Source organism: Amphibacillus marinus (genome assembly GCF_900110345.1).
GTDB classification, from domain to species: Bacteria; Bacillota; Bacilli; order Bacillales; family Amphibacillaceae; genus Amphibacillus_D; species Amphibacillus_D marinus.
Genome location: NZ_FODJ01000009.1, coordinates 126251 through 147719 on the forward strand (window position 1 = coordinate 126251; position 21469 = coordinate 147719).

Genomic DNA, 21469 nt, shown 5'->3' on the forward strand with positions numbered 1-21469 from the left:
TTATATCCGCGCAAGTGGAGCTAAATCCGTGAGCCGGTGCGCTATATCCGCCGAGACCAATACACAACGCAATAAACTCATGAAGACTGGATAAAGGGAGGTGACTACAGTGGCTAATGAACAATTGAAAGAAGAAATTATTTCATATGCTAAACAAATTGGTATTGATAAAATTGGCTTTGCTGCCGCGAATCCTTTTGCTGAGATGAAGGCGCGCTTGCAGATGCAGCAGGAGGATGGCTTTCAATCAGGTTTTGAAAAGGGCACGCTTGAGGAACGGACTAATCCAGCCTTGCACTTAGAGGATGCCGAATCGATTATTGCCATTGCTGTTGCCTATCCATCTCGGATGAGGGATCGCCCGCTTAATAAAAAAGGTCAGCGACGCGGGAACTTTTGTCGGGCTTCGTGGGGACATGATTATCATGATGTTTTAAATAGCCGACTTGAGCTGTTAACGGCTTTTATTGCTGAACGCGTTCCCGGCTTTCGTTCACGTTCAATGGTAGATACGGGTGAATTGTCTGATCGTGCTGTGGCCGAGCGGGCCGGAATTGGGTGGAGCGGGAAAAATAGTTTTATTATTACCCCTGAATTCGGCTCCTATGTTTACCTTGGTGAAATGATTACCAACGTCCCCTTCCCATCTGATCAACCACTGGATGATCAGTGTGGTGACTGTACCATGTGTTTAGATAATTGTCCAACGGGTGCGTTAGTTGCTCCTGGTCGATTAAATGCTCAGAACTGCATTGCCTTTGTCACGCAAACGAAAGGATTTCTTGCAGATGAATACCGTAGTAAAATCGGTAATCAATTATATGGCTTTGATACTTGTCAATTAGTCTGTCCAAAAAACAAAGGCATTGACGTTCACCATCATCCAGAGCTAGAACCTGATCCAGAGTTAGTGAAACCAGAGCTTATTCCCTTGTTATCAATTAGCAATAAAGAATTTAAGGAGAGATTCGGTAAAATGTCGGGTTCGTGGCGCGGGAAAAAACCAATTCAACGTAACGCTATTCTTGCCCTTGCTCATTATCGGGAGCAAACGGCTGTCGATGAGTTAATAAGACTAATGCGAGATGATCCTCGTCCGGTTATTAGGGGCACAGCTGCTTGGGCGATTGGGAAAATTGGTCGTTATGACAGCTATGATGCGATTAGGTCTGCTCTGGAAATAGAGCAGGACCCAGAAGTCCGAAATGAAATGGAGAAAGGCTTGGCATTTGAACAAGCGCAGGTATAAATAGCTTCACTCTCTTCATAAATTAATGAAGAGGGGTGATAGATAATGAATAATCGAGCACAGATTAATCAATTCTGGCAGGAAAAGCTAGCGAATCGGGCTGACAACTGGGTAACGCATGTTGTAAAGCGCCACCAAGCAAGAGGCCAGGAGGTAACACGTATTAAAGGGGAGGGACATGTGACCAGTAAACGGCGAACCTCACATGATCAAGAAGACGTTTTTTATCAACTACATGTCTCTTTTCTTGTTAAGGATGGCAACCGTTTTTATCAGGAAGAGCAAACCAGAGCACACCAGGCCCATTTCGTTGACAAAAAAATAGTTAGCAACTCTGAGCTTACGCCGCCTGTGATTAATACTGGCCATGATCGTGATCGAACGACAATTGAATTAACACCTGTAGAGGATCAAGTTCGCTTTAATTATGACCGTAGAGCTGCTGTCCAATATGCAGAACGCTGGTGGAATGATGCTAATCCGGCTTATCATTTCTTCGAGGAGAATGATTGTACGAATTATATTTCACAATGCTTAAGAGCTGGCGGTGCGCCTTTTCGCGGCTATCCGAATCGTTCCTCAGGTTGGTGGTATCAGCAGAACAATTGGAGCTTTAGTTGGTCGGTTGCCCATTCGTTTCGGTGGTATTTAAGTGGCTCAACCCAAGGATTACGCGGTTATCAAGTCGATTCACCTGAGAAATTAAACCTAGGGGATGTTATTTGCTATGATTTTCAAGGGGATGGTCGTTTTGATCACAATACCATTGTGGTCGCTTTTGATGAAGCGGGTATGCCTTTAGTTAATGCGCATACGAATAATAGTCGCCATCGCTACTGGGATTATCAAGATTCAATGGCTTGGACACCAAATTGTCAGTATAAATTTTTTCGAATTGGTAGTAGTGATATGCTATAATATTCAGGTGATTATTAGATTGAGGTGAACCAATTGGCCATTCATATTGTCCTATATCAACCAGAAATTCCAGCAAATACAGGTAACATTGCGCGCACTTGCTTAGCAACAAACGCTAAGCTCCATCTCATCCATCCATTAGGTTTTTCAACCGATGATAAGATGCTTCGCCGGGCGGGGCTCGATTATTGGCATGATGTCGATATCTACAACCATGATTCTTTAGCAGATCTTTATCAAGCACATCCAAACGGTAATTTTTATTACATTGAAAATTTTGGGACGAAATATTATACCGATTTTGATTTTAGTGAAGCTAACCAGGATTTATTTTTTGTTTTTGGTCGTGAAACGAATGGTATCCCACGAGAACTATTAGTGGGTAAGGAGGAGCGTTGTCTACGTATACATATGGCTGACAATGACAAAGTGCGCTCTCTTAATTTGTCGAATACAGCTGCGATTCTTGTCTATGATGTTCTTAAACAGCAAGGCTTTCCCAATATGCATTGAAAAAAGACGCACTCATTCGTGAGTAGCGTCTTTTTTCGGAACAATATCGAAAATTCGCTGTGATTCAAACAATTCGACAAGACGTTCTATCCAATCATAATAAGCCATTGAATCATGTGAATCGTTAATGTATAGTTGGGTGCTTTGCTTAATCTCATCTGAAGCCTCTGGATCAGCGTTAATTTCAAGCAAGTCCTGCATAATGCGTGACTCTATCTTCCGATTACGCACAATGACATCTCGCCAATTAGAAGTAAATAGCGAAATAAACGTCTGATAGTAATCCTCTTCAACTGTATAATGATCCTTTCGAGATCCCTTGACAAACGCTTTCTCTGCAATATTATAATGAACCATTTCTCTTAATACTTGACTCATCCGTGTCTTACTCATCCCGGTGCTTTCAGCTAGCTCATCTAAATCAAGGGCGCGTCCTTGATAATAAATTGCTGCAATCACACGGCCTATTGTCGCAGGAAAACCATATGACTTCATGTTCTCAGCAATCTGCTCACTAACACGGTGCTTAATCTGTTCAAGCTTGTCTTCATGTGTCATTAACATCAGCCTTTTTAGTTTTTTGTGTTTGGTCTAGTTTAGAGAAGGGTATAAAATGCTGTTGGATTACAAAGCAATGTGACATTGGTTGGCAACAGTCAGTAACGCTAACCTTTTTGTATCGTCCTGCAATAACAGTTTGTTCTATCTCAATTAATATCTTGCACCTTAGACACACTGTAACTGTTGTTCACTAAGTGTAGCATAGTGAAAAATCAACTCCAAATTGCATATAGGGTATTATTTAAGAGGAAATCGACGATATTATAAGGATAAGTTGTTTATACAATCTATACACTTTATTTTGTATAAAGTTTGTACAATTTAAAGTTTATATCGCATTTTGTTTATTCGACATTTTTCGCTAGAATTAATTTAGTACAAAAAAGAACAGATGAAGGAAGGGACAGCTTTTGATTCAATTAAAGAACATTAACAAGGTTTATGAGGATGGCTTTCAAGCACTTAAAGGCATTGATTTAACTTTTGAAGAAGGCAAGATTAATGTCCTCATTGGACCAAGTGGTTGTGGAAAAACCACAACGATGAAGTTGTTAAATCGCTTAATTGATTATACCGAGGGTGAGCTAACCATTGATGGCAAGCGCATTAAGGATATTAATCCGATCGATTTACGACGACAAATGGGCTATGTCATTCAAAGTATTGGTCTTTTCCCACATATGACAATTTACGATAATGTTGCTGCGGTACCAAAACTATTAAAATGGGATAAGGAACGAATTGCTACCAAAGTTGATGAATTATTAAAAATGGTTGATCTAGATCCTGAGGTTTATAAATCACGTTATCCGAATGAGCTAAGTGGTGGACAACAGCAACGCATTGGCGTTATCCGCGCTTTAGCTGCTGAACCAAAGATTATTCTGATGGATGAACCATTCAGTGCCCTCGATCCCATTAGTCGCGAGCAGCTTCAGGATGAGTTAGTTAAATTACAAGAGGACATTCAAAAAACAATTATTTTTGTTACCCACGACATGGATGAAGCAATCAAAATTGCTGATCAAATTATTTTAATGCGTGACGGTCAGGTTGTTCAAAAAGGGACACCACATGATCTCCTAACCTCACCAGCTAATGAATTTGTTGAAGAATTTATAGGGGCTGAGCGATTAGAGCAGGCAAAAGGCTTACCACCTATGACCGCATTTGTTGATGAAGACTTCCCGTATGCAACGATAACGCAATCAGTTGATGATGTGATTTCCCTAATGGTTACGCATAAAAAAGATCAATTACCTGTGGTTGATGCTGAGGAAAAATACATTGGAATTGCCTCACTTTATGACGCCGTTCGTTCTACCGATAAGCCACTGACAGAGCTCGTCAATCGGAAGATTATTGCCTATCGTCGAACGGCTGAGGTAGAAAAATTTGTTGCGAGTAAGGATACAATTGCCCCCATTATCGAACCAGATGATACGTATATCGGGGTACTTGACCAAGAACTACTACTTGAAAAGTTACATGAAAAATTTGGGAGTAAAAGTGGTGTGACGTCATGAACTTAATTGAAGATTATCTTGATTTTTGGTCAATTCGTTATCAGAACATTTTGACTTATTTATGGGAGCATCTTTCTATTGCTTTCGTTGCGATTCTGTTTGCAATCATCCTCACCATTCCGTTAGCTATTTTTATGACCCGTTTAAAGGGAGATCGGCTTAGAAATGCCATTTTCAATATTGCCAACTTCTTTCAAACCATTCCAACGATAGCGATGTTTGCCCTGCTCATTCCGGTATTAGGCATTGGCTTTCGACCAGCTGTACTTGCACTGTTTTTGTATGCTTTATTACCTTTATTACGAAACACCTATGCTGGAATAGAGTCAATTGACCAAGGAATTGTTGAAGCGGCTAAGGGAATGGGCTATAACAAATTTCAGCGCTTAATAAAAATTGAATTACCCATTTCTATTCCATATATTATGTCAGGAATTCGAACAACAACCGTTTATATTATTAGCTGGACAACCCTTGCGACTGTTATTGGCGCAGGTGGATTAGGTGATTTGGTTGTAGCTGGAATTGGCTCAAACAATCGGTTTATGATTTTTACAGGTACAGTTATGGCGATCTTACTTGCCTTAATTATTGACTTAGTCTTGGGTTTTGTTGAGAAAAAATTATCAAGAGCATAAGTTTTTTGAAAAAAATAAAAAAGGGGTTTATCTTAAAATGAAAAAAATAGTATTAGCGAGCTTATTGACGCTTAGTTTATTAGTAGTTGCTGCCTGTGGTGGCGGAGGTTCGGCTGCTGGTGGTGAAGTATTTGAGTTTGGGGCACAGACTTATACTGATCCCAAGATTGCCGCCCAACTAGTGAAAATTATGATAGAAGAACATACTGATCATGAAGTTAACATTACTGAGGATATTCAAGCAAGCCCACAGATTTTAGCTTCATTAGATCGTCAGGAATTTGATTTTGCTTTATTATTTTCTGGAGAAGTCTACAATAACTATTTTGATGATGTTGAATATACTACTGATCCAGAACAAACAATTGCAAATGCCCAGGAATTTTTTAATCCAGCTTATGAGCTGACATGGTTTGATTCGCTAGGCTATGCAAATGAATATGCAATTGCGGTGCAGGAAGGCTTTGCCGAAGAAAATGACATTACCGTTGTCTCTGATTTAGAACAATTTGCTGATAATGTAGTGGTTGGTACTGATACGACTTGGGTTGAACGTGATAATGATGGTTATCGAGGCTTTCAGGAGGCGTATGGCTTTAGCTTTGGTGATGTTAGAGGAATGGAGATTTCGCTAATGTATGAAGCGATTGCTAGAGATGAAGTAGATGTGGTCACTGCTTATACGGTTGATCCACAAATTATTGAGTATGATCTTCGTTTACTTGAGGATGATGTCCAATTCTTCCCGCCATACGATGCATCACTTGTTGCCTTAAATGATGTGTTAGAGGAGTACCCAGAAGTAAATGACATCTTTGAAGAACTAGTTGGTGCAGTCTCAACTGAGCAAATGTCAGCGATGATTCGTGAGGTTGATTTCGAGGGACGCTCGACAGCAGATGTTGCCCGTGAATTTTTAGAGGAACAAGGGTTTTTAACTGAATAAATAAAGAGGGGAGCCCAACATGGATTTTATAATCGACCTTGGCCGTTATATGGCAGATCATTCAGCCGAATTAATTGATTTAACCATTGAACATATTTTAATGGTCATCTACGCAATTTTTCTAGCTTTAGTTGTCGGCATTCCGCTCGGTATACTAGCCGCCAAGTTTAAGAAGCTTGCACCTGTAATTCTATCACTGGTAAATATTTTGCAGCTAATCCCCAGTATTGCCATGCTGGCGATCCTATTGCTTTACTTCGGGCTTGGCTTCCAAACAGTTGTGATTGGCTTGTTTCTGTATTCACTATTACCAATTGTCCGCAACACCTATGTTGGAGTGCGTGAGGTAGCTGATGGTGTGACAGAAGCAGGCAAAGGGATTGGGATGACCCCCTTTCAATTATTGATGAAGGTAGAGTTTCCCTTGTCAATTCCGTTCTTGATGGCTGGCTTACGTGTGGCCGCAGTTATTGCTGTAGCGGTTGCAACCATTGCCCCATATATCGGTGGTGGTGGACTAGGCCGTGAAATTATTAGTGGTATTAGTTTTCAAAACGATATTCGAATTTATGCAGGCGCAGTGCCAGCAGCGGCACTGGCAATTATCGCTGATTTAATTCTCGGGATCGTTGAAAAGCGAACCAAGAAACGATTTGCCAGCTAGCCTAACCTAAAAAGATGCCGATAACTATCGGCATCTTTTTAACATGCTTAAAGACAAGCATTAAGCATAACGTTTACCAATTAAGAATACTGAAGGGGTTTAAAAATGGATAAATCCAAGATTTTTGCTAAAATTGATCAATTATTTGCTGAAATGGTTGAGCTAAGAAGAGACTTGCATATGTATCCCGAGCTGTCATTTCAAGAAGAGCGCACAGCGAAAGTAATTGCTGATTATCAACGCCAGCTTGGTCTAGAAGTGCGTGATCATGTTGGCGGTCGCGGTGTCGTTGCGACGCTTAGAGGTGGAAAGCCAGGCAAGACCGTGGCTATTCGAGCTGATTTTGATGCCCTGCCCATCCAAGAAGAAAATGATGTACCCTATAAATCAAAAAATTCAGGTGTGATGCATGCTTGTGGGCATGACGCCCATACTGCCATAGCCCTTGGCATTAGCAAGGCATTTGCTGCTTATCAAGATCAGCTGTGTGGCACGATTGTCTTTATTCATCAGCACGCCGAAGAGCAGGACCCCGGTGGTGCCAAGCCAATGGTCGAGGATGGTGCGTTGACGGGTGTTGATGCGATCTTCGCGACCCACATGGAAAATTACTTACCGGTCGGTCATGTTTGGCACAATGATCAGGTCATCCTAGGTGCAAGCGATGATTTTGAGCTAACCATTAAAGGTGTTGGTGGGCATGGTGCCTTTCCCCATGACACCACTGATGTGATTCAAATTGGCGCCCAGCTCGTCTCCAGCTTACACCAAGTTGTTAGTCGCAAGGTTGATCCGTTAAAACCAGCGGTACTGACGATTGGGGCCTTTCAAGCTGGTGAAACAGCCAATGTCATTCCCGGATCGGCACGCATTGAAGGGACGGTACGTACCTTTGATGAAGACGTGCGCTATCAAATAGCCGACTGGATTAAACAGATTACCAAGCATACGGTCGCAGCGTTCGGTGCCGATTTTGACCTTGATTATAAGTTCGGCTATCCCGCTTTAAAAAATGACCGTGCCCTTAATCAACTTTTAGTCAAAGCCGCAGCCGATGTTTTGCCAGAGCAAAATATTCACGTGATGGAGCCAAATATGGGCGCAGAGGATTTTTCTTATTTTACCGGAGCAATTCCGGGGACTTACTTCTTTACTGGTTCAGCTAATAAAGAAAAAGGCTTCACGTACCCCTATCACCATCCGAAGTTCGATATTGATGAAACAGCGTTACGCAATGGCGCCAAGGTACTGGCATCAGCGGCGTTAGATTTTCTAGCCGAGCGTAGCGATGAACAAAAGGTGTGAGCACTTCTGTGCTTGCACCTTTTTCAATAAAATAATGGCAATGCATCTGTTTCAATTGCTACAAATGGTAAATTAAAGTAGTTACGGATGAGGTTAATTTGTTCAGCCTGCTTCTGCCAGTCCGGCTCATTATGTTGATAAGCCAGTTTTGCCTCAGCTAAGCCGAAATAACCGAGACTATACATTTGATTTTGCTCCTGTGCATGTTCTTTTCCTTCATTAATACAGTCACGTGCTAGTTGAAATTGTTTCGATTCTATGTAATAAAGTGCAAGATGATAACAGGCTTTAATATGTAAAATGGAAGCTGAAGATGTTTGGTGGACAAATTGAAATAGTTTAAGCGTAGCAGGCTTGTGCTCAGTGAAACGACTAAGTAAACCAATCGTCATCAGCAGCCGTTTCTCCAAATCAGAATAGTAAAACTGTTCGTATGTACGTGTTGAAAAGGTCGGTGTTGTCTGTTTGAGCGCGTTAGTAAGTACACGAAGCGCACCACGCCGATCATTATCTCGTTCGGTAAGGATGATCGCTGACAACAACGCCATTCGCTGGGTAATCTGCGTAGCAAAAAATTCACTACTTGTGTGCTCGCGAAGCGCTATTAACTCTGTAATTTCATCACCAAGTTCTGCGTAATTTTGATAGGCTATTTTAGCTTCAGCCCGGTTATAGGTGGTTAGTAACGCTTGATAATTCCCAACTAAGCAGGTGGCGTAGACCTCAATTAAGTTATGCTTATAGAGGTTTGATAAGAACTTTAGTGTATCAAGCCTGGGCATTACTTTGCCATTCTCCAATCCTCTTAATGTCCCCAATGAAATGCCTGTCTGTTCAGAAACATCAGCTTGACTGAAGCAAAGCTTTTGTCTTATTTCTTTTATGCGCTGTGAGAATAGCTGCATGCTTTTTTCCAAATCAAACCACCCCTTAAAATTACAATTATAAGTAAAATTCAGCATTTGTCAACAGTAATTAATTGTGGTTGCTAATAATGAAGAGAAGAATCTACAATAATAAATAAGAATAGCACAAAACAAAAAATTTTATGAATAATTGGAATGGTATACAGAGTTATTAGGAAGGAAGAGGATCAAATGATTAAACTATGCTTTTATTTCTTATCTGGCACAATTGTTCTTCAGCTTTTTAATAGTTATCCTAAAAGCAGTTGTTAGTATGGACTGATCAAACTATATCGATATGAGCGTTGGTTTTTTTTATTATCGTAAATTATTTGTTTGAGAATTTGATAGTGACTAATAACAAGGGCGCTTTGTTGTGGGATTGGGCCTTTGATACGCAAAGTTTCAAATGTGGAAGTATTTTATGTAATCTTTTTGATTGCTAGTATAGTAATTAAAGTCGATTAATCTCAAATAATTTTATCGTTAAAACCTAATATTCTTAAAAAATAATGCTAATCTAAGTGGAGAGAGGAAGTTCATTGATTTCGACTATTTTTTACTAATCAAAATTATCGATCAAAAATATGATCGGCTACTCGAAAGCGCGCTAATTTCTGGACCATCAATTGCTTTTTTGACTTTTTGCTGGTCACGATACGGTTACAATTATAGAAGATATAAAGCTGAGTTATCAAGCTACTTGGATGATCCGAAGCATTACCAGTGGTAAAACATAAAGACGCCTGCTCTGAGATATTTTGTTAGAATAAATAAGAGGTGGGAAAATGATAATTAAAGTGGTAAGATCACCCCTATTTTATACAATCATGGGCTATATGCTGTTAAATGTACCATCGTTAATAGGGAGACATAATTACGATATCCTTCAATTGACGATCAATTTCGCTAAAATCATTCTGTCGATCTATTGTTTTAGATTTTCTTATAAAGTGAAAAAAAATAAAAGTGATGGAGCTAATCATTTTCCTAAATTAAATAAAGTCGTTTTATCAGTTTGTGCGCTTCTCATTTTGATCGGGTTTATGCTAGAAATTTTGATAGATTATCAGAGGTGATCATTGATGGTTCAGCAATATCTGCAGCTTAAATGGAAGCGTATGCTTTTTAATTTGGTTTTATTCAACTTGATTACCTTAGTAATTGTTGTAATTGGTGGGAAATTAATTTTTAATACTGATCCGACTAGCAATTTAGCAAATATTTTTTTAGGTTGTACAATTGCCTTAATGATTGATGAATGGAAGGATTATAAGAAATGGCTAAATTCTCAGTAAAATAAGACATGACTAATGAGCGCATGCTGAATTACTTATTAATTTAAGTTAGCTGCTTACTCAACTTATCCAAAAGGAAACAACTTTATAACTTCGCTCTTGTCAACCACAATGTATTGTGGTTGTTTGTCGAGGTAACGCATTTCAAATGGTATTAAGTGGGACTTAGGAGGGGGATTATGCCGAGTATTAGATTTAAAAAAGAGCAATCAAAATTGAAGTTTAATATGAACGTGTTGACCTCATGATTGAAGGAGTTATTCTCTTCCTGCACTTTGCTGCTTGGCTTGGTCTTCTCTGGAATATCATTTTATCGTTATGGCATGCGCTTATTCACAACTGCTATACTTACCTGACGAACAGAGAATGTCTAATTACGGTTGTTGTGTATGGGCTTTTGTTAAATGAACTTGTTAAGCCGCAATATCAAATAATTGGCGTTGTTACGTCAGTAATGCTGGTTATTTATTTAATTACCTATTTCAAGGGTAAGCGTCATTAATTTAAATAGAAGAGGCTGCCTTTTTTTGATTGACAATAACCTTGTTAGATTAATTAAGCAATAAATTGAATCTTAAAAAGCGGATTGCTAGGTACCGCAGTATATATATCAGTTTTAAAACTGCCGACATAAGGGCAATGCTCATGGTTAAAAAATACCTCAAGCTTAGAGGGAAGAAAATGATTATTGAAACAATTATTTATGTTAGTTGTGGCATACTGCTAGGAAGAGCTATGCTGAGATTTCAAGGTGAAGTTAGTGATCTCATTTGGAACCTAGTCGGAAGTATGATCGGTGTTTGTTTAATTAAAGGTATTATTTATTTGCATTGGCGAGCAAAACAACGGAGAAGTTGCTAGGAGGTGACTTGTGTTTAGTAATGATTATACAATTATTTTTGTTGTAGCTATACTCACGCAGGTCGTTAATCATATCCTTATTATTGATCTTGCTGACCACTTCTTCAAGCTTAGTAGCTTTCCCAAAATCACAAAGACTGCTAACTATCGTTATTATGCATTTCTTGCCTATTTAATTACGTGGGCGATGTTTAGTTTTGGCTATTTTTTTAATACCCCTTTTTTAGATGCCGAAGATCGCCTTGCCTTCTTTCAGACGAACGCTTCGGTCTTACTGGGCCATTTTATGTATAACTTTCTAATGAAGCGCTCGGATAAACGAACGGGTGTTTACTTAGACGCTGATGTTGTGGCAGAACTTCGCATCGTTATGCTTAAGGTAGCATTAAGTCTTGTCCTGACAATGGCTACTTACTTTCTTGTTTTATTCACCAGAGCACAAGGCTTGTTTTAATTGGAATAGCTTTTTAGCTTTAATTAGCCCGATAAAAAAATGATAAAGGAGATGGTTCTCATCAAAAAAATCTATTTAAATTATTTTTGTCTCATCGTAGGCATTGCATTGCTTATCTTTATTGATAAAACTGAGCCAGCAGGAACATTTGGCTCCATTGTTGTCTTGTCATGTGTCTTATCCTTTCTTCTTGCTTTCCTTATCGGCAACAATATTTTACGCGTCATTGCTGAGTTTTTTAAATCAATTTTTTAAGGAGGAATGAAATTGATTGATATCCAACATCCTTATTATGAACTGAAGCAGTTTGAGCACGGCTGGGTCTTACATCATATTGTCTTTCATCGACGGAGAAAGTTGGGCCTGTTGGTTTTATTATTCGATTGGCTGCTCGGTCCCAGTAAACAGCTGTTTCAGATGCCAAGGCAATATCACTTTACTACTGAACCGAAGAAATTAATTATGACGACAAAACACAAACTATATACGGATCAGCATTATGACCTTAAATGTGATCGTGTAGAGATTAGGCAATGGTGGCTGTTTGTCATGTTGCCACTTCTGTTGTTACTTAGTATTCTCGTTTATCTAACCGCACATTTAGGTCTCTATCTACTTAATGAAATAAAAAATATTCAATTATCGCTTGTTTTTCTGGGTTTTTTACTCGCGTCAATAGTCCTATTTTATTTGATTTTCCATGCCGTCAAAGACTGGTTGTCCAATCAGAAAATAATAATGTAAAAATCCTGTTCTAAACATAGTTATATTAAGTTTTTAGTTAATTCAAAAACACGTTATTCCATCCATTTTAAAGGAGAATAAGGTGTTTTTTTACTGCTCTAAAACGTTTTTAGTACCTATGGACTAAATTTGGTAATTAAAGTTTAACAACAATTTAATATGGGAAGTAAAAAGCTAAAGGCGTTAATTGGATAAATTTTCTGATCGTTACTTAGCATAGCTTTTGGCATCTCGGTCTTTTGTCAGTTTCCTATAGTAACCAACCAAAGGTCCTACTTCTTTTAATAGCCTCAATAATAAATACACCAAGAATACTACCATGAAAATGTTCAGAGCCATTTAATACTTTTTTAAAAAAACAAAATAAGCTTAATATGATTGACCAAATCACTTAAATAGGAGGTGATAACCAAACTTTTACCATAAGACAAACGAACTAAGTAGCTGTTTTATGAGTAAAAAAACATGCTTTTAACCTATTTCGATTTTTCTGATTACTTTGTAAAGTAAACAAAGGATCTTAACTTGGTTTTTTTTTGAATTCGAGATGTTTTATTTGTTAATAGATAAAAAAGTTTAGAAAGTGAGGGGTTGGCATGAAGAAGATAACGATGATTGTTGCTGATCAGGATCGCACTTATATTGAATCATTTGCTCGTTATATTAGAAACTCTGAGTACGCAGCGCGGTTTGATATCAAATTGTTTTCAAAGCGGGAAGCGCTCCAACAATTTCTACTAGGAAAGGAACCTGTAAATATCCTGCTAACGACTAAAGATTTTCTCGGATCAGCAGATGAAGATGGAGAGATTGACTTAACGGTATATCTAGCTGAAGCGGAAGAGGGTAGTGAAGCCTTAACGCTGCGCAAATATCAGCCATTAGGGCAACTGTTAGCTGGCGTACTCAAGTTCTACTATGAAAAAGACGGGACCAAGCAAAAACAGAAGAAATCACATACTGCTACTCAAGTACTTGCTACATACTCTGCAGGTGGTGGAGCAGGCAAGACGACAACAGCATTTGGTTTAGCCAGGGAGTTAGCTAATCAGGATCATCAAGTCATTTATATCAGTCTCGAGTTAGTAAACTCAATTCCAATACTCTTTAACATTGAAGATCAGCCTTCTTCATCACCGTTACTCTATTACATAAAAGCTGATCCTGAGCAACTAGCCGAGCAGTTTGAGGCCTATACACTGACGGATAAAAAAACAGCAATCGACTATTTTAATTTTGCCCCTAGTGCAGAGGAAGTAACTGAGTTAGTCGCTAACGAGATCGAAACACTTATTCAGACTTTAGTTGAACTGAATAAGTACAGTTACATTGTAATCGACTTGGATAGTTCGGTGAATGAACGTACCTTAGCAGCGCTAAGCGTAACTGATCATATTTATTGGTTACTTAATTATGACCTTTATAGCTTTCATAAAACGAGCTACTTGTTTGAAGAGTGGCACACACTACTTAATGATGCAAGCTTAAAGGACCGTGTTACCTTTGTTCTCAATCGGTACACCGGCCAGCTTGACCAACGGCTTGAGTCATTTAATGTTGATGTTACAGCGTTCCTACCCTATGTCCCTGAATGGAAGGTGCTCGTAAAACGGGAACAGCTTACCTCAGTGACTGTGTTCAATCAACATATTCAACAGCTTGTCACAGCACTACACAAGCAAGGGGTGGTGTTAAATGAATCATGATCTAACCAAGACCTTAATTGAACAAGTCCGTGAGACTTTAAACAGCAGTAGAGAAATGACAGATGCTGAGCTGAAAAAGCATATTGAACAGCTCGTCTTTGAGCAAGCTAATCAGCAAACACTGACAGCTAATAAAATGAAAACACTAATTGAGCGCGTCTATAATGCTTTTCGTGGTTTAGATGTGCTTCAACCTTTAATCGATGATAAATCGGTTACTGAAATTATGATTAATTCGCATAAGGACATCTTTCTTGAGCAGAATGGTGCCATCTTTCAAGCAGACGTGCAATTTGAAAGTAGTGAACGACTTGAGGATATTATTCAGATGATCGTCGGGAAGGTCAATCGAACGGTCAATGCTTCTAGCCCAATTGTTGATGCACGGCTGGAGGATGGCTCCCGTGTCAATATTGTTCTTCCACCAATTGCTTTAAAGGGGCCTACAATGACCATTCGTAAGTTTCCCGAGCAGCCATTGACCATTCATGACCTGATTGCGAAAGGCTCGATCGCAGAGGATGTCGCTAGCTTTTTAAAACAATTAATTGAAGCACGCTACAATATTTTTATCAGTGGTGGAACGGGCTCTGGTAAAACAACATTCCTTAACGTGCTATCCAATTTTATCCCTGCCGGTGAGCGGATTATCACAATTGAGGACTCAGCAGAGCTACAAATTAAGAACATTCCTAACCTTGTCAGCTTAGAAACACGAAATGCGAATACCGAGGGTAAAGGTGAAATTACCATGCGTGACCTGATCAAATCATCTTTACGGATGCGTCCCGATCGTGTCGTTGTTGGTGAGGTGCGTGGTGTTGAGGCGCTAGATATGTTGCAAGCGATGAATACGGGTCATGATGGTTCGTTATCAACTGGGCACGCCAATTCAACGATTGATATGATTAGTCGATTGGAGACGATGGTACTTAGTGGTGCTGACTTTCCTATTCCGGTTATTCGCAAGCAAATTAGTTCAGCTATTGATATTATGATTCACCTATCACGTCTAAGAGACCACTCAAGGAAAGTGGTTGCGATCAGTGAAGTGATTGGTGTTGAAGCAGATGAGATCGTCATTAATCCGCTTTACCAATTTGTTGAACAGGGTGAGGATGAAGATGGCAAGATCATCGGTTCATTGGAGCCAACTGAGTATGCCCTGCAAAATACAACCAAGCTTGAACTAGCAGGAATTAAATAACTATTAAAGGGGGTGAGGCGATGAGATTAATCTTGGTAATTGGCTTGGCTCTTATACTCACAGTCGGTTTGATAGCATTAAGTCGAAAGAAAAAGGGAAGGCAACCAGCAAAAGAGCCAAAACAGTCGAAGCTATTCCAAGCTTTTCAAACCAAAAAGGTTCAAAAAAGTGGTCCAACCGACTATCAAACCTATTATTACACTGTGGCTGAATATTTATTTATTGCAGCTGTTGCTGGGGCATTACTATTCGTGATTGGCTATGTTTTTTACCAAAGTATCATTATGTCAATCCTGTTCGCTAGTGTGGGTTTATTCTTTCCAAAGGTTTACCGTCAGCGGATGATTCAGAAACGTCAGAATGAGTTAAGTCAACAATTTCAACAGGCCCTCTTTTCCCTATCAACTTCACTTGTTGCTGGACGATCAATTGAGAACGCCTTTGTTGAAGTAGTTAAAGATTTATCGCTGATTTATCCTGATCCAGAGACACTTATTATTAAAGAACTCGAAATTATTAACAAACGTGTTGCCAATCGAGAGCCAATTGAGATTGCGATTGAAGACTTTAGTAAGCGAGCTGGTGTTGAGGATATTACTAACTTTACCGATGTCTTTATTACCTGTAAACGAACAGGTGGTGATCTGGTCGAGGTCATTCGACGAACGTCAACGATGATTAGTGAAAAGTTTGAGATTCAGCAAGAAATTTCGGTCATGGTTGCTCAGAAGAAATTTGAGTCCAACGCGATTACCCTAGCACCAGTACTTATGGTTGGTGTCCTAAGCTATTCTTCTGCTGAGTATATGAAGCCACTCTATTCGTGGGCGGACTTTGGACCGATTGTGATGACGATTAGTCTAGCTATTATTTTATTTTCCTTTTGGCTCTGCCAACGCATTATGAATATTAAGGTGTGATTGCTATGAATACTGTGCAAATCGTAAGTGCTGCTATTATTGTTGTTTGCCTGCTGCCTTTATTACTAGCAGGGAAAAAATATCAGGCTTTTATTGAGCCATATAAAGAACCATTTCAATTTGTCTTTTTAGCACCTGCTGGCTTGTACTTAATTGATAAGACGCGCCTAATTTACCGCTTATCAAGTCGTCTGGTGGCAATTCAACAAAAAGTTGCTACGCTGTATCAAGCTGGTCGTGAAATCCAAGCCTATACTAAAATGTATCTTGCTGAAATTATTTCAAGTATTCTCATTTGCTTATTAGGTGGTGCCTTACTTGCGCTGGCCAATGGCGGTGATCAGCGGATGCTAATTCTAGGTGGAATGATGGCTGTGTTACTACCAGCCATTTCAATAAAAAAACTTGATGACAAAGTTAAGCTGCGTAAACAAGCAATTATCTTTGAATTACCCGAGTTCGCCAGTAAAATTGCGCTCCTTGTTAATGCAGGAGAAACCTGTCAGAAGGCGCTAATTCGATGCACAATGATGAAGCAAGATGATGACAACCCACTCTATAAAGAGCTAAAGGAAAGTGTGACAAAGATTCAAAATGGGGAATCCTTTAGTCAGGTGATGGAGGAGTTTAGTAAGCGCTGTGGTGTGCAAGAGGTGTCAGCCTTTACTACGACCATACTATTAAACTATCGCCGTGGTGGTGATCAGCTTTCACTGTCATTGCGTGAGCTTGCCCATACCCTTTGGGAAAAAAGAAAGGCAATCTCGAAAACACGAGGAGAACAGGCCTCTTCAAAGCTTGTCTTTCCAATGGTGTTTATCTTTGTTGCCATTCTATTAATTGTAGCGTATCCAGCATTAGCTATCTTTTAAGGCTTAGTCTAGCAACCTTGTTGCTTTTACTAATAAATTTATTTTTTTATAAAATGAGAGGGGAAAGAATAATGAACTACTTACAGGCAAAATTTTTAAATTTTTTACAAGACGAAGAAGGCTTAGGAACATTAGAAATCTTACTTATTATTGTGGTGTTAGTTGCAGTTGCGCTTATGTTTAGTGAACAGTTAACAACATGGGTCCAAGGCTTACTTGATAACATTGGTAACCAATTGCCAGGTAACTAATCATAACGTCGTATTTGCTAAGAAAGGAACTAGCGTATGACTACTTTCTTGAAAAAACTAAAACAGCTTAAACGAGAAGATAAGGGGATGTTTACGTTGGAAACAACGTTGATCTTCCCGGGCATCTTCGTGATGACAATCGCCTTAATTTTGTTCAGCCTTGTTATTTATGAGCAGGTTGTCATTTATCAACGGGCGCATTTGATTGCTGAGCGAGTAGCCTTTAGTTGGGATAACAGTAAAAAAGACTTTTACACAGGTGAGTTTGCCATGAACCAATACTCAACCATGGATGGTGATGGCTTGTACTGGCGGAGTAACGCCATCGGTATGAGCTTTATCCAAAAGGTATTCCCAGGAGCACAAATAGGCTCAACAGCAGATAAGCTTGATCGTGCGCATGCTGAAGCACCAGGTATGTTACCCAGTGCAAATGTGGTTGTTGAGGCACCAAATATGGCGTCAATAAACCCACAAGTAAAGGTTACGGTATCAGGTGACTTAAAAGTCCCTGATTTGGTTGCTGACTTAATTATGAATGGAAGCTTCGAGGTAACAGCCTATGCTTCAGTTAAGGATCCAGTCGAGGTTATTCGAACAACCGATTTTATTCTCCACTATGGGGAGAGAGTTTTTAATGCAAATTAACAAATGCTTTTTGGCTGCTAGGAGGGGATAAGATGTGAAGAGGTGGTTGAGAAAATTTAAGGAAGATCCTAAAGGGTCTGTTTCACTATTCTTCATTTTGATTACAGCCATCGTATTTGCTTTCAACGCTATTTTAATCGACTATGCACGTATCCTAGCAGTTGAACAGCAAACTGAATATGCGTTGCAGAGTGCTGTCCGGTCAGCTTTAGCTGGACACGATAGTGAATTGAGAAAATATGGTTTATTTGGCATAGAGGAAAGTGATGCACAAGCTATTTTTAACGAAGTCATTAGTGCAAATCTTGAGGTCGAACCGGATGATCAATACTTTGACTATATTCAACCGAATTTAGAAGACTACAGCTTAACAGCAAGTCGTCCTTTATCGGACGAGAAAATACTTAAACATCAAATTCTTGAAGAAATGAAATATAAAGCTCCAATTGAAATTGCAATAAACTTGATTGATAACTTTAGCTTTCTTGCTGAAGCCATGAAAAGTGCTTCAGAGTTTATTGATATAGCTGAAGCTGTCCAGAAGCCATTTGAAAATCGTGAGGAACTACTTGATAAAAGTGATGATTTCTTAAATGGTGGAGAAGAGCGCGAAATTGGCATAAATGATCGATTAGAAAGCTTTCAACTTAATATGAACTCGACAAGCCACAGTGATTATCCAGATGTTCGTTTATACTCTGATATTGTTTATCATTATCAAACATACTTAGATACATCTGTGCGAATTGAGCGACTAGAGAGTGAGAATGACAGGTTAGATATAGCCAATGAGCGTTTAGAAGAAAGGAAAAGGCGTTTAGAACAACAAATTCAAGATCTAGAAGATGATATTTCAGATGAGGAAGATGACGATAGGCGAGGAGACTTAGAGGACGACCTTGAAGATCTTCAAGACGATATTGATGAGATTGAAAAAGAGCTTGATGCAAACAAAAAGACAATTGAAGATAATAATGCTGATATAGAGCAAGAGCAGCAAGATCAGGCAACATTTAAGGAAAAGGCTGAAAAGAAAGCAAATGAAATGTATACGTCAGCTGAAGGCATTATTAGAGATTTAGAAGAAATAAGCAATTCAATAGGGATAGCTAAAGAAGAAAACCAAAAGATTATTAAAGCTATTGAAAAGGCAGAGGAACAGAGCAATGAGAATTACGGTGATGTGATGTCAATTGAAGGCGATACGCCAACAGATACAAGTGATATAGATGATGCCGTTGCAAAGATGCGCGAGGAAATGGAGAAAGTAAAGGATTATCCGTATGAGCCTGAGTATTTTGATCAGATTAAAACGCCTCTTGATGAAGCTCTTGAAGCTTTTGATGGAGTCCCTGACATACTAAGACCAGTTAAGAACAATATTAATGGTGTCTCAAAATCTTCATTAGAAGATGGCCATACACAGTTGAAAGCGGCAGCAGATACTGCAAGAGAATCTACTACTGAAGGTAGTGACCATTTAACTGGTGAAAGAAAAGACTTTGAACAAGATGAGAATAAGGAAGAAGAAAATCGAGCCGAAGCTGAGAATAGTAATGATGAGATATTTAATGAGCTGAGTAGTCTTGAAAATCTAATTACTGAAGAAGTTTATAATGAGCTTTCTGCTATTTTGGCTAGTTATAACGCACACGCTGAAGGTATAGCAGGAGGAGGTATTGATTATAGTGATGGTTCAAGTAACAGTGCTAAAGGTGCAATGGGACTATTAGACTCTTTATTCAGTGATCTGGGCAAGGCATTACTAAATGCGCGAGATGAGCTGTATGTTAATGAGTACATTCTTATGTATTTTGAAAGTGCAAAGCCTAAAGTATCATTAGCTCATCCTGAGAACTTTGAATACAAAAATCGTCAAGTTGAATATATAATTTATGGTCTCCATGAGCCTGGTGCAAATTATGCTGCTGCATTAGCACAATTGTTTGCGGTTAGATTCGCTGTCAACTTCATTGACGCATTTAAGCACCCACTTGTTCGAGCCGCTACGCATCCGCTTGCAGTATTTTTAGCAGCATTAAGATATTCTTTAATGACATCGTTAGAGGATCTTCAAGAACTTGGGAAAGGCGAGCCAGTTCTTTTTATGAGTAATATGATTCCGTTATTAGAGTGGAATTATCATGATTACTTAAGACTATTTTTATTTATGAACCCTACTACACAAGCTAGATATAGACGTATTGCAGCGGTTATTGAACATGATACTAAAAAGAAATTAACAGAACATATGACCTATGTTGAGGGTAATGCTAGAAGCTCAAAACAACTACTTTTCGTACCCGAGATTGCACAAATGTTAAATCATACAGGTATTCTGAACGGGAGTGTAGAAGGAAATCAATTTAAGTTTGAAAGAAATGCTCATTTTTCATATTAAAAGAGGGGTGTGTCAATGTGGATAAGCTAATTAAATTAATGGTGTTATGTGTTGGTGCGTTATTGATAATAGTTGGATGTGGAAATGATGGTGTAGATAGTAATGATGCAGACAATATTGTTGAAACACCAGGTGAAGAGGATACAAATGACGATGGGGGAAACACAGGAGATGAGGAAGATGCAGATTCAGATGATTTAGACTCAGAAGACGACGCCCCTGAAGACACAGCAGGGTCAAGTAGCGGCTTATTGTCTCTAGGTGAGAAGGGTCTAATGGAAACTGCAATTGGTGATTACGAAATTACAGTACATTCTTTTGCATTTATTGACGGGCCTGAAGAGCATCTTTCTGGAAGTCAAAAGTATATAGCAGTTGATTTAAGCATCAATAATATCGGCAACGAAACATTAATTAGTGAAGATGTTGCTATGGCCACTATTACGGATAGTGAATCGGGAGGAAGACCAAACGAAACAGCGTTAGATATTGTTGAGCACTTTGAGGGGGATATCGAACCAGGCGAAGAGGTATCAGGGCAACTTTTATTTAGATTTAGGGAAGAAGATACTTATAATTTAAGATTTGGTGCAAATCTCTTAGAGTCATTAACCAATGAATTAGTTTGGGAATTTAACCTTGATGAAGCAAATTAATCTAGAGAGTAAAAGGAAGTGTGACCTCTTCCTTTTCCCTGATACATAAATAGTCTGTGTATGAGGGAAAGAGAAGTAATTTAATCAACATATGACATATGTAAGTGGAGAGATAAAAACTGCAAAGCAATTATTGTTTGTGCCTGAGATTGCACAGATGCTAAACAGTACTGGTGTCTTACATGGAAGTGTTGAAGGTAATCAATTTAAATTCAATAGAGAAGCA

At 39.0% G+C, this 21469-nt stretch carries 23 protein-coding genes; 21 read left to right on the forward strand and 2 right to left on the reverse strand.

The features are described 5' to 3' along the window. Window positions 1–109 precede the first annotated feature (109 nt). From queG to BM000_RS12335, 3 genes are read left to right on the forward strand one after another with little or no spacing between them, the layout of a single operon-like run. A complete protein-coding gene (queG, locus tag BM000_RS12325) occupies window positions 110–1249 on the forward strand; it encodes a tRNA epoxyqueuosine(34) reductase QueG (RefSeq protein WP_091498877.1) in 1140 nt (379 codons plus the stop codon). 45 nt (window positions 1250–1294) lie between these two features. Continuing rightward, complete coding sequence (locus BM000_RS12330; RefSeq protein WP_091498879.1) at window positions 1295–2167, forward strand: amidase domain-containing protein; 873 nt, start codon at window positions 1295–1297, stop codon at window positions 2165–2167. Between the two features lie 33 nt (window positions 2168–2200). After that, the gene (locus BM000_RS12335) at window positions 2201–2680 is read left to right on the forward strand and encodes a tRNA (cytidine(34)-2'-O)-methyltransferase (protein ID WP_091498881.1); all 480 of its coding nucleotides are present in this window, start codon (window positions 2201–2203) and stop codon (window positions 2678–2680) included. Between the two features lie 12 nt (window positions 2681–2692). Here the strand turns inward: BM000_RS12335 and BM000_RS12340 are convergent, their stop codons facing one another. Next, the gene (locus tag BM000_RS12340; RefSeq protein WP_091498883.1) at window positions 2693–3238 is read right to left on the reverse strand and encodes a GbsR/MarR family transcriptional regulator; all 546 of its coding nucleotides are present in this window, start codon (window positions 3236–3238) and stop codon (window positions 2693–2695) included. Window positions 3239–3651: 413 nt separating this feature from the next. Here BM000_RS12340 and BM000_RS12345 point away from each other — a divergent pair, with 413 nt between their 5' ends. The 5 genes from BM000_RS12345 (at window position 3652) to BM000_RS12365 (ending at window position 8320) form a co-directional block, all read left to right on the forward strand. Then, window positions 3652–4767, forward strand: a complete 1116-nt coding sequence (locus BM000_RS12345; protein WP_091498885.1) for a betaine/proline/choline family ABC transporter ATP-binding protein — start codon at window positions 3652–3654, stop codon at window positions 4765–4767. Continuing rightward, entirely contained in the window at window positions 4764–5405 is a 642-nt protein-coding gene (locus BM000_RS12350; protein WP_091498889.1) for an ABC transporter permease, read from the forward strand. Before BM000_RS12345 ends, BM000_RS12350 begins: the two co-directional genes overlap by 4 nt. A gap of 37 nt (window positions 5406–5442) precedes the next feature. Continuing rightward, complete coding sequence (locus BM000_RS12355; protein WP_091498892.1) at window positions 5443–6351, forward strand: glycine betaine ABC transporter substrate-binding protein; 909 nt, start codon at window positions 5443–5445, stop codon at window positions 6349–6351. A 19-nt stretch (window positions 6352–6370) separates the two neighbouring features. Further along, window positions 6371–7015 (forward strand): ABC transporter permease, encoded by a 645-nt coding sequence (locus BM000_RS12360; protein WP_091498895.1) that lies wholly within the window; start codon window positions 6371–6373, stop codon window positions 7013–7015. A gap of 105 nt (window positions 7016–7120) precedes the next feature. Then, window positions 7121–8320 carry an amidohydrolase gene (locus BM000_RS12365; RefSeq protein WP_091498899.1) on the forward strand — a complete coding sequence of 400 codons (1200 nt, stop codon included), beginning with the start codon at window positions 7121–7123 and terminating at the stop codon, window positions 8318–8320. A gap of 23 nt (window positions 8321–8343) precedes the next feature. On the opposite strand, the gene BM000_RS12370 is transcribed toward BM000_RS12365, so the two are convergent. Beyond that, window positions 8344–9237: a helix-turn-helix domain-containing protein gene (locus BM000_RS12370; RefSeq protein ID WP_218144101.1), complete on the reverse strand. Its 894-nt coding sequence runs from the start codon at window positions 9235–9237 to the stop codon at window positions 8344–8346. Window positions 9238–10310: 1073 nt separating this feature from the next. Between BM000_RS12370 and BM000_RS12380 the strand changes: the two genes are divergently transcribed. The 13 genes from BM000_RS12380 to BM000_RS12445 all read left to right on the forward strand — a co-directional run bounded on the left by BM000_RS12380 (window position 10311) and on the right by BM000_RS12445 (window position 21243). Continuing rightward, window positions 10311–10523, forward strand: coding sequence for a hypothetical protein (locus BM000_RS12380; RefSeq protein ID WP_091498904.1), 213 nt, complete (start codon window positions 10311–10313; stop codon window positions 10521–10523). Between the two features lie 244 nt (window positions 10524–10767). Next, window positions 10768–11025, forward strand: a complete 258-nt coding sequence (locus BM000_RS12385) for a hypothetical protein (protein WP_091498905.1) — start codon at window positions 10768–10770, stop codon at window positions 11023–11025. A 143-nt stretch (window positions 11026–11168) separates the two neighbouring features. Beyond that, window positions 11169–11384 (forward strand): hypothetical protein, encoded by a 216-nt coding sequence (locus BM000_RS12390; protein ID WP_143063939.1) that lies wholly within the window; start codon window positions 11169–11171, stop codon window positions 11382–11384. 10 nt (window positions 11385–11394) lie between these two features. Beyond that, the gene (locus BM000_RS12395) at window positions 11395–11838 is read left to right on the forward strand and encodes a hypothetical protein (protein WP_091498915.1); all 444 of its coding nucleotides are present in this window, start codon (window positions 11395–11397) and stop codon (window positions 11836–11838) included. A gap of 267 nt (window positions 11839–12105) precedes the next feature. Beyond that, entirely contained in the window at window positions 12106–12582 is a 477-nt protein-coding gene (locus tag BM000_RS12405; protein ID WP_091498918.1) for a hypothetical protein, read from the forward strand. A gap of 596 nt (window positions 12583–13178) precedes the next feature. Then, window positions 13179–14288, forward strand: coding sequence for an AAA family ATPase (locus BM000_RS12410; RefSeq protein ID WP_091498919.1), 1110 nt, complete (start codon window positions 13179–13181; stop codon window positions 14286–14288). Next, window positions 14278–15495, forward strand: coding sequence for a TadA family conjugal transfer-associated ATPase (locus tag BM000_RS12415; protein ID WP_091498920.1), 1218 nt, complete (start codon window positions 14278–14280; stop codon window positions 15493–15495). Before BM000_RS12410 ends, BM000_RS12415 begins: the two co-directional genes overlap by 11 nt. 20 nt (window positions 15496–15515) lie before the next feature. Continuing rightward, a complete protein-coding gene (locus tag BM000_RS12420; protein ID WP_091498921.1) occupies window positions 15516–16415 on the forward strand; it encodes a type II secretion system F family protein in 900 nt (299 codons plus the stop codon). Between the two features lie 5 nt (window positions 16416–16420). Continuing rightward, window positions 16421–17287, forward strand: a complete 867-nt coding sequence (locus BM000_RS12425) for a type II secretion system F family protein (RefSeq protein WP_091498922.1) — start codon at window positions 16421–16423, stop codon at window positions 17285–17287. Window positions 17288–17358: 71 nt separating this feature from the next. Then, window positions 17359–17538: a Flp1 family type IVb pilin gene (locus BM000_RS12430; protein ID WP_091498923.1), complete on the forward strand. Its 180-nt coding sequence runs from the start codon at window positions 17359–17361 to the stop codon at window positions 17536–17538. A gap of 36 nt (window positions 17539–17574) precedes the next feature. Further along, window positions 17575–18186, forward strand: coding sequence for a hypothetical protein (locus BM000_RS12435; RefSeq protein WP_091498924.1), 612 nt, complete (start codon window positions 17575–17577; stop codon window positions 18184–18186). A gap of 34 nt (window positions 18187–18220) precedes the next feature. Beyond that, the gene (locus tag BM000_RS12440) at window positions 18221–20587 is read left to right on the forward strand and encodes a DUF5702 domain-containing protein (protein WP_091498926.1); all 2367 of its coding nucleotides are present in this window, start codon (window positions 18221–18223) and stop codon (window positions 20585–20587) included. Window positions 20588–20604: 17 nt separating this feature from the next. Next, a complete protein-coding gene (locus tag BM000_RS12445) occupies window positions 20605–21243 on the forward strand; it encodes a DUF4352 domain-containing protein (protein ID WP_091498927.1) in 639 nt (212 codons plus the stop codon). Window positions 21244–21469 lie beyond the last annotated feature (226 nt).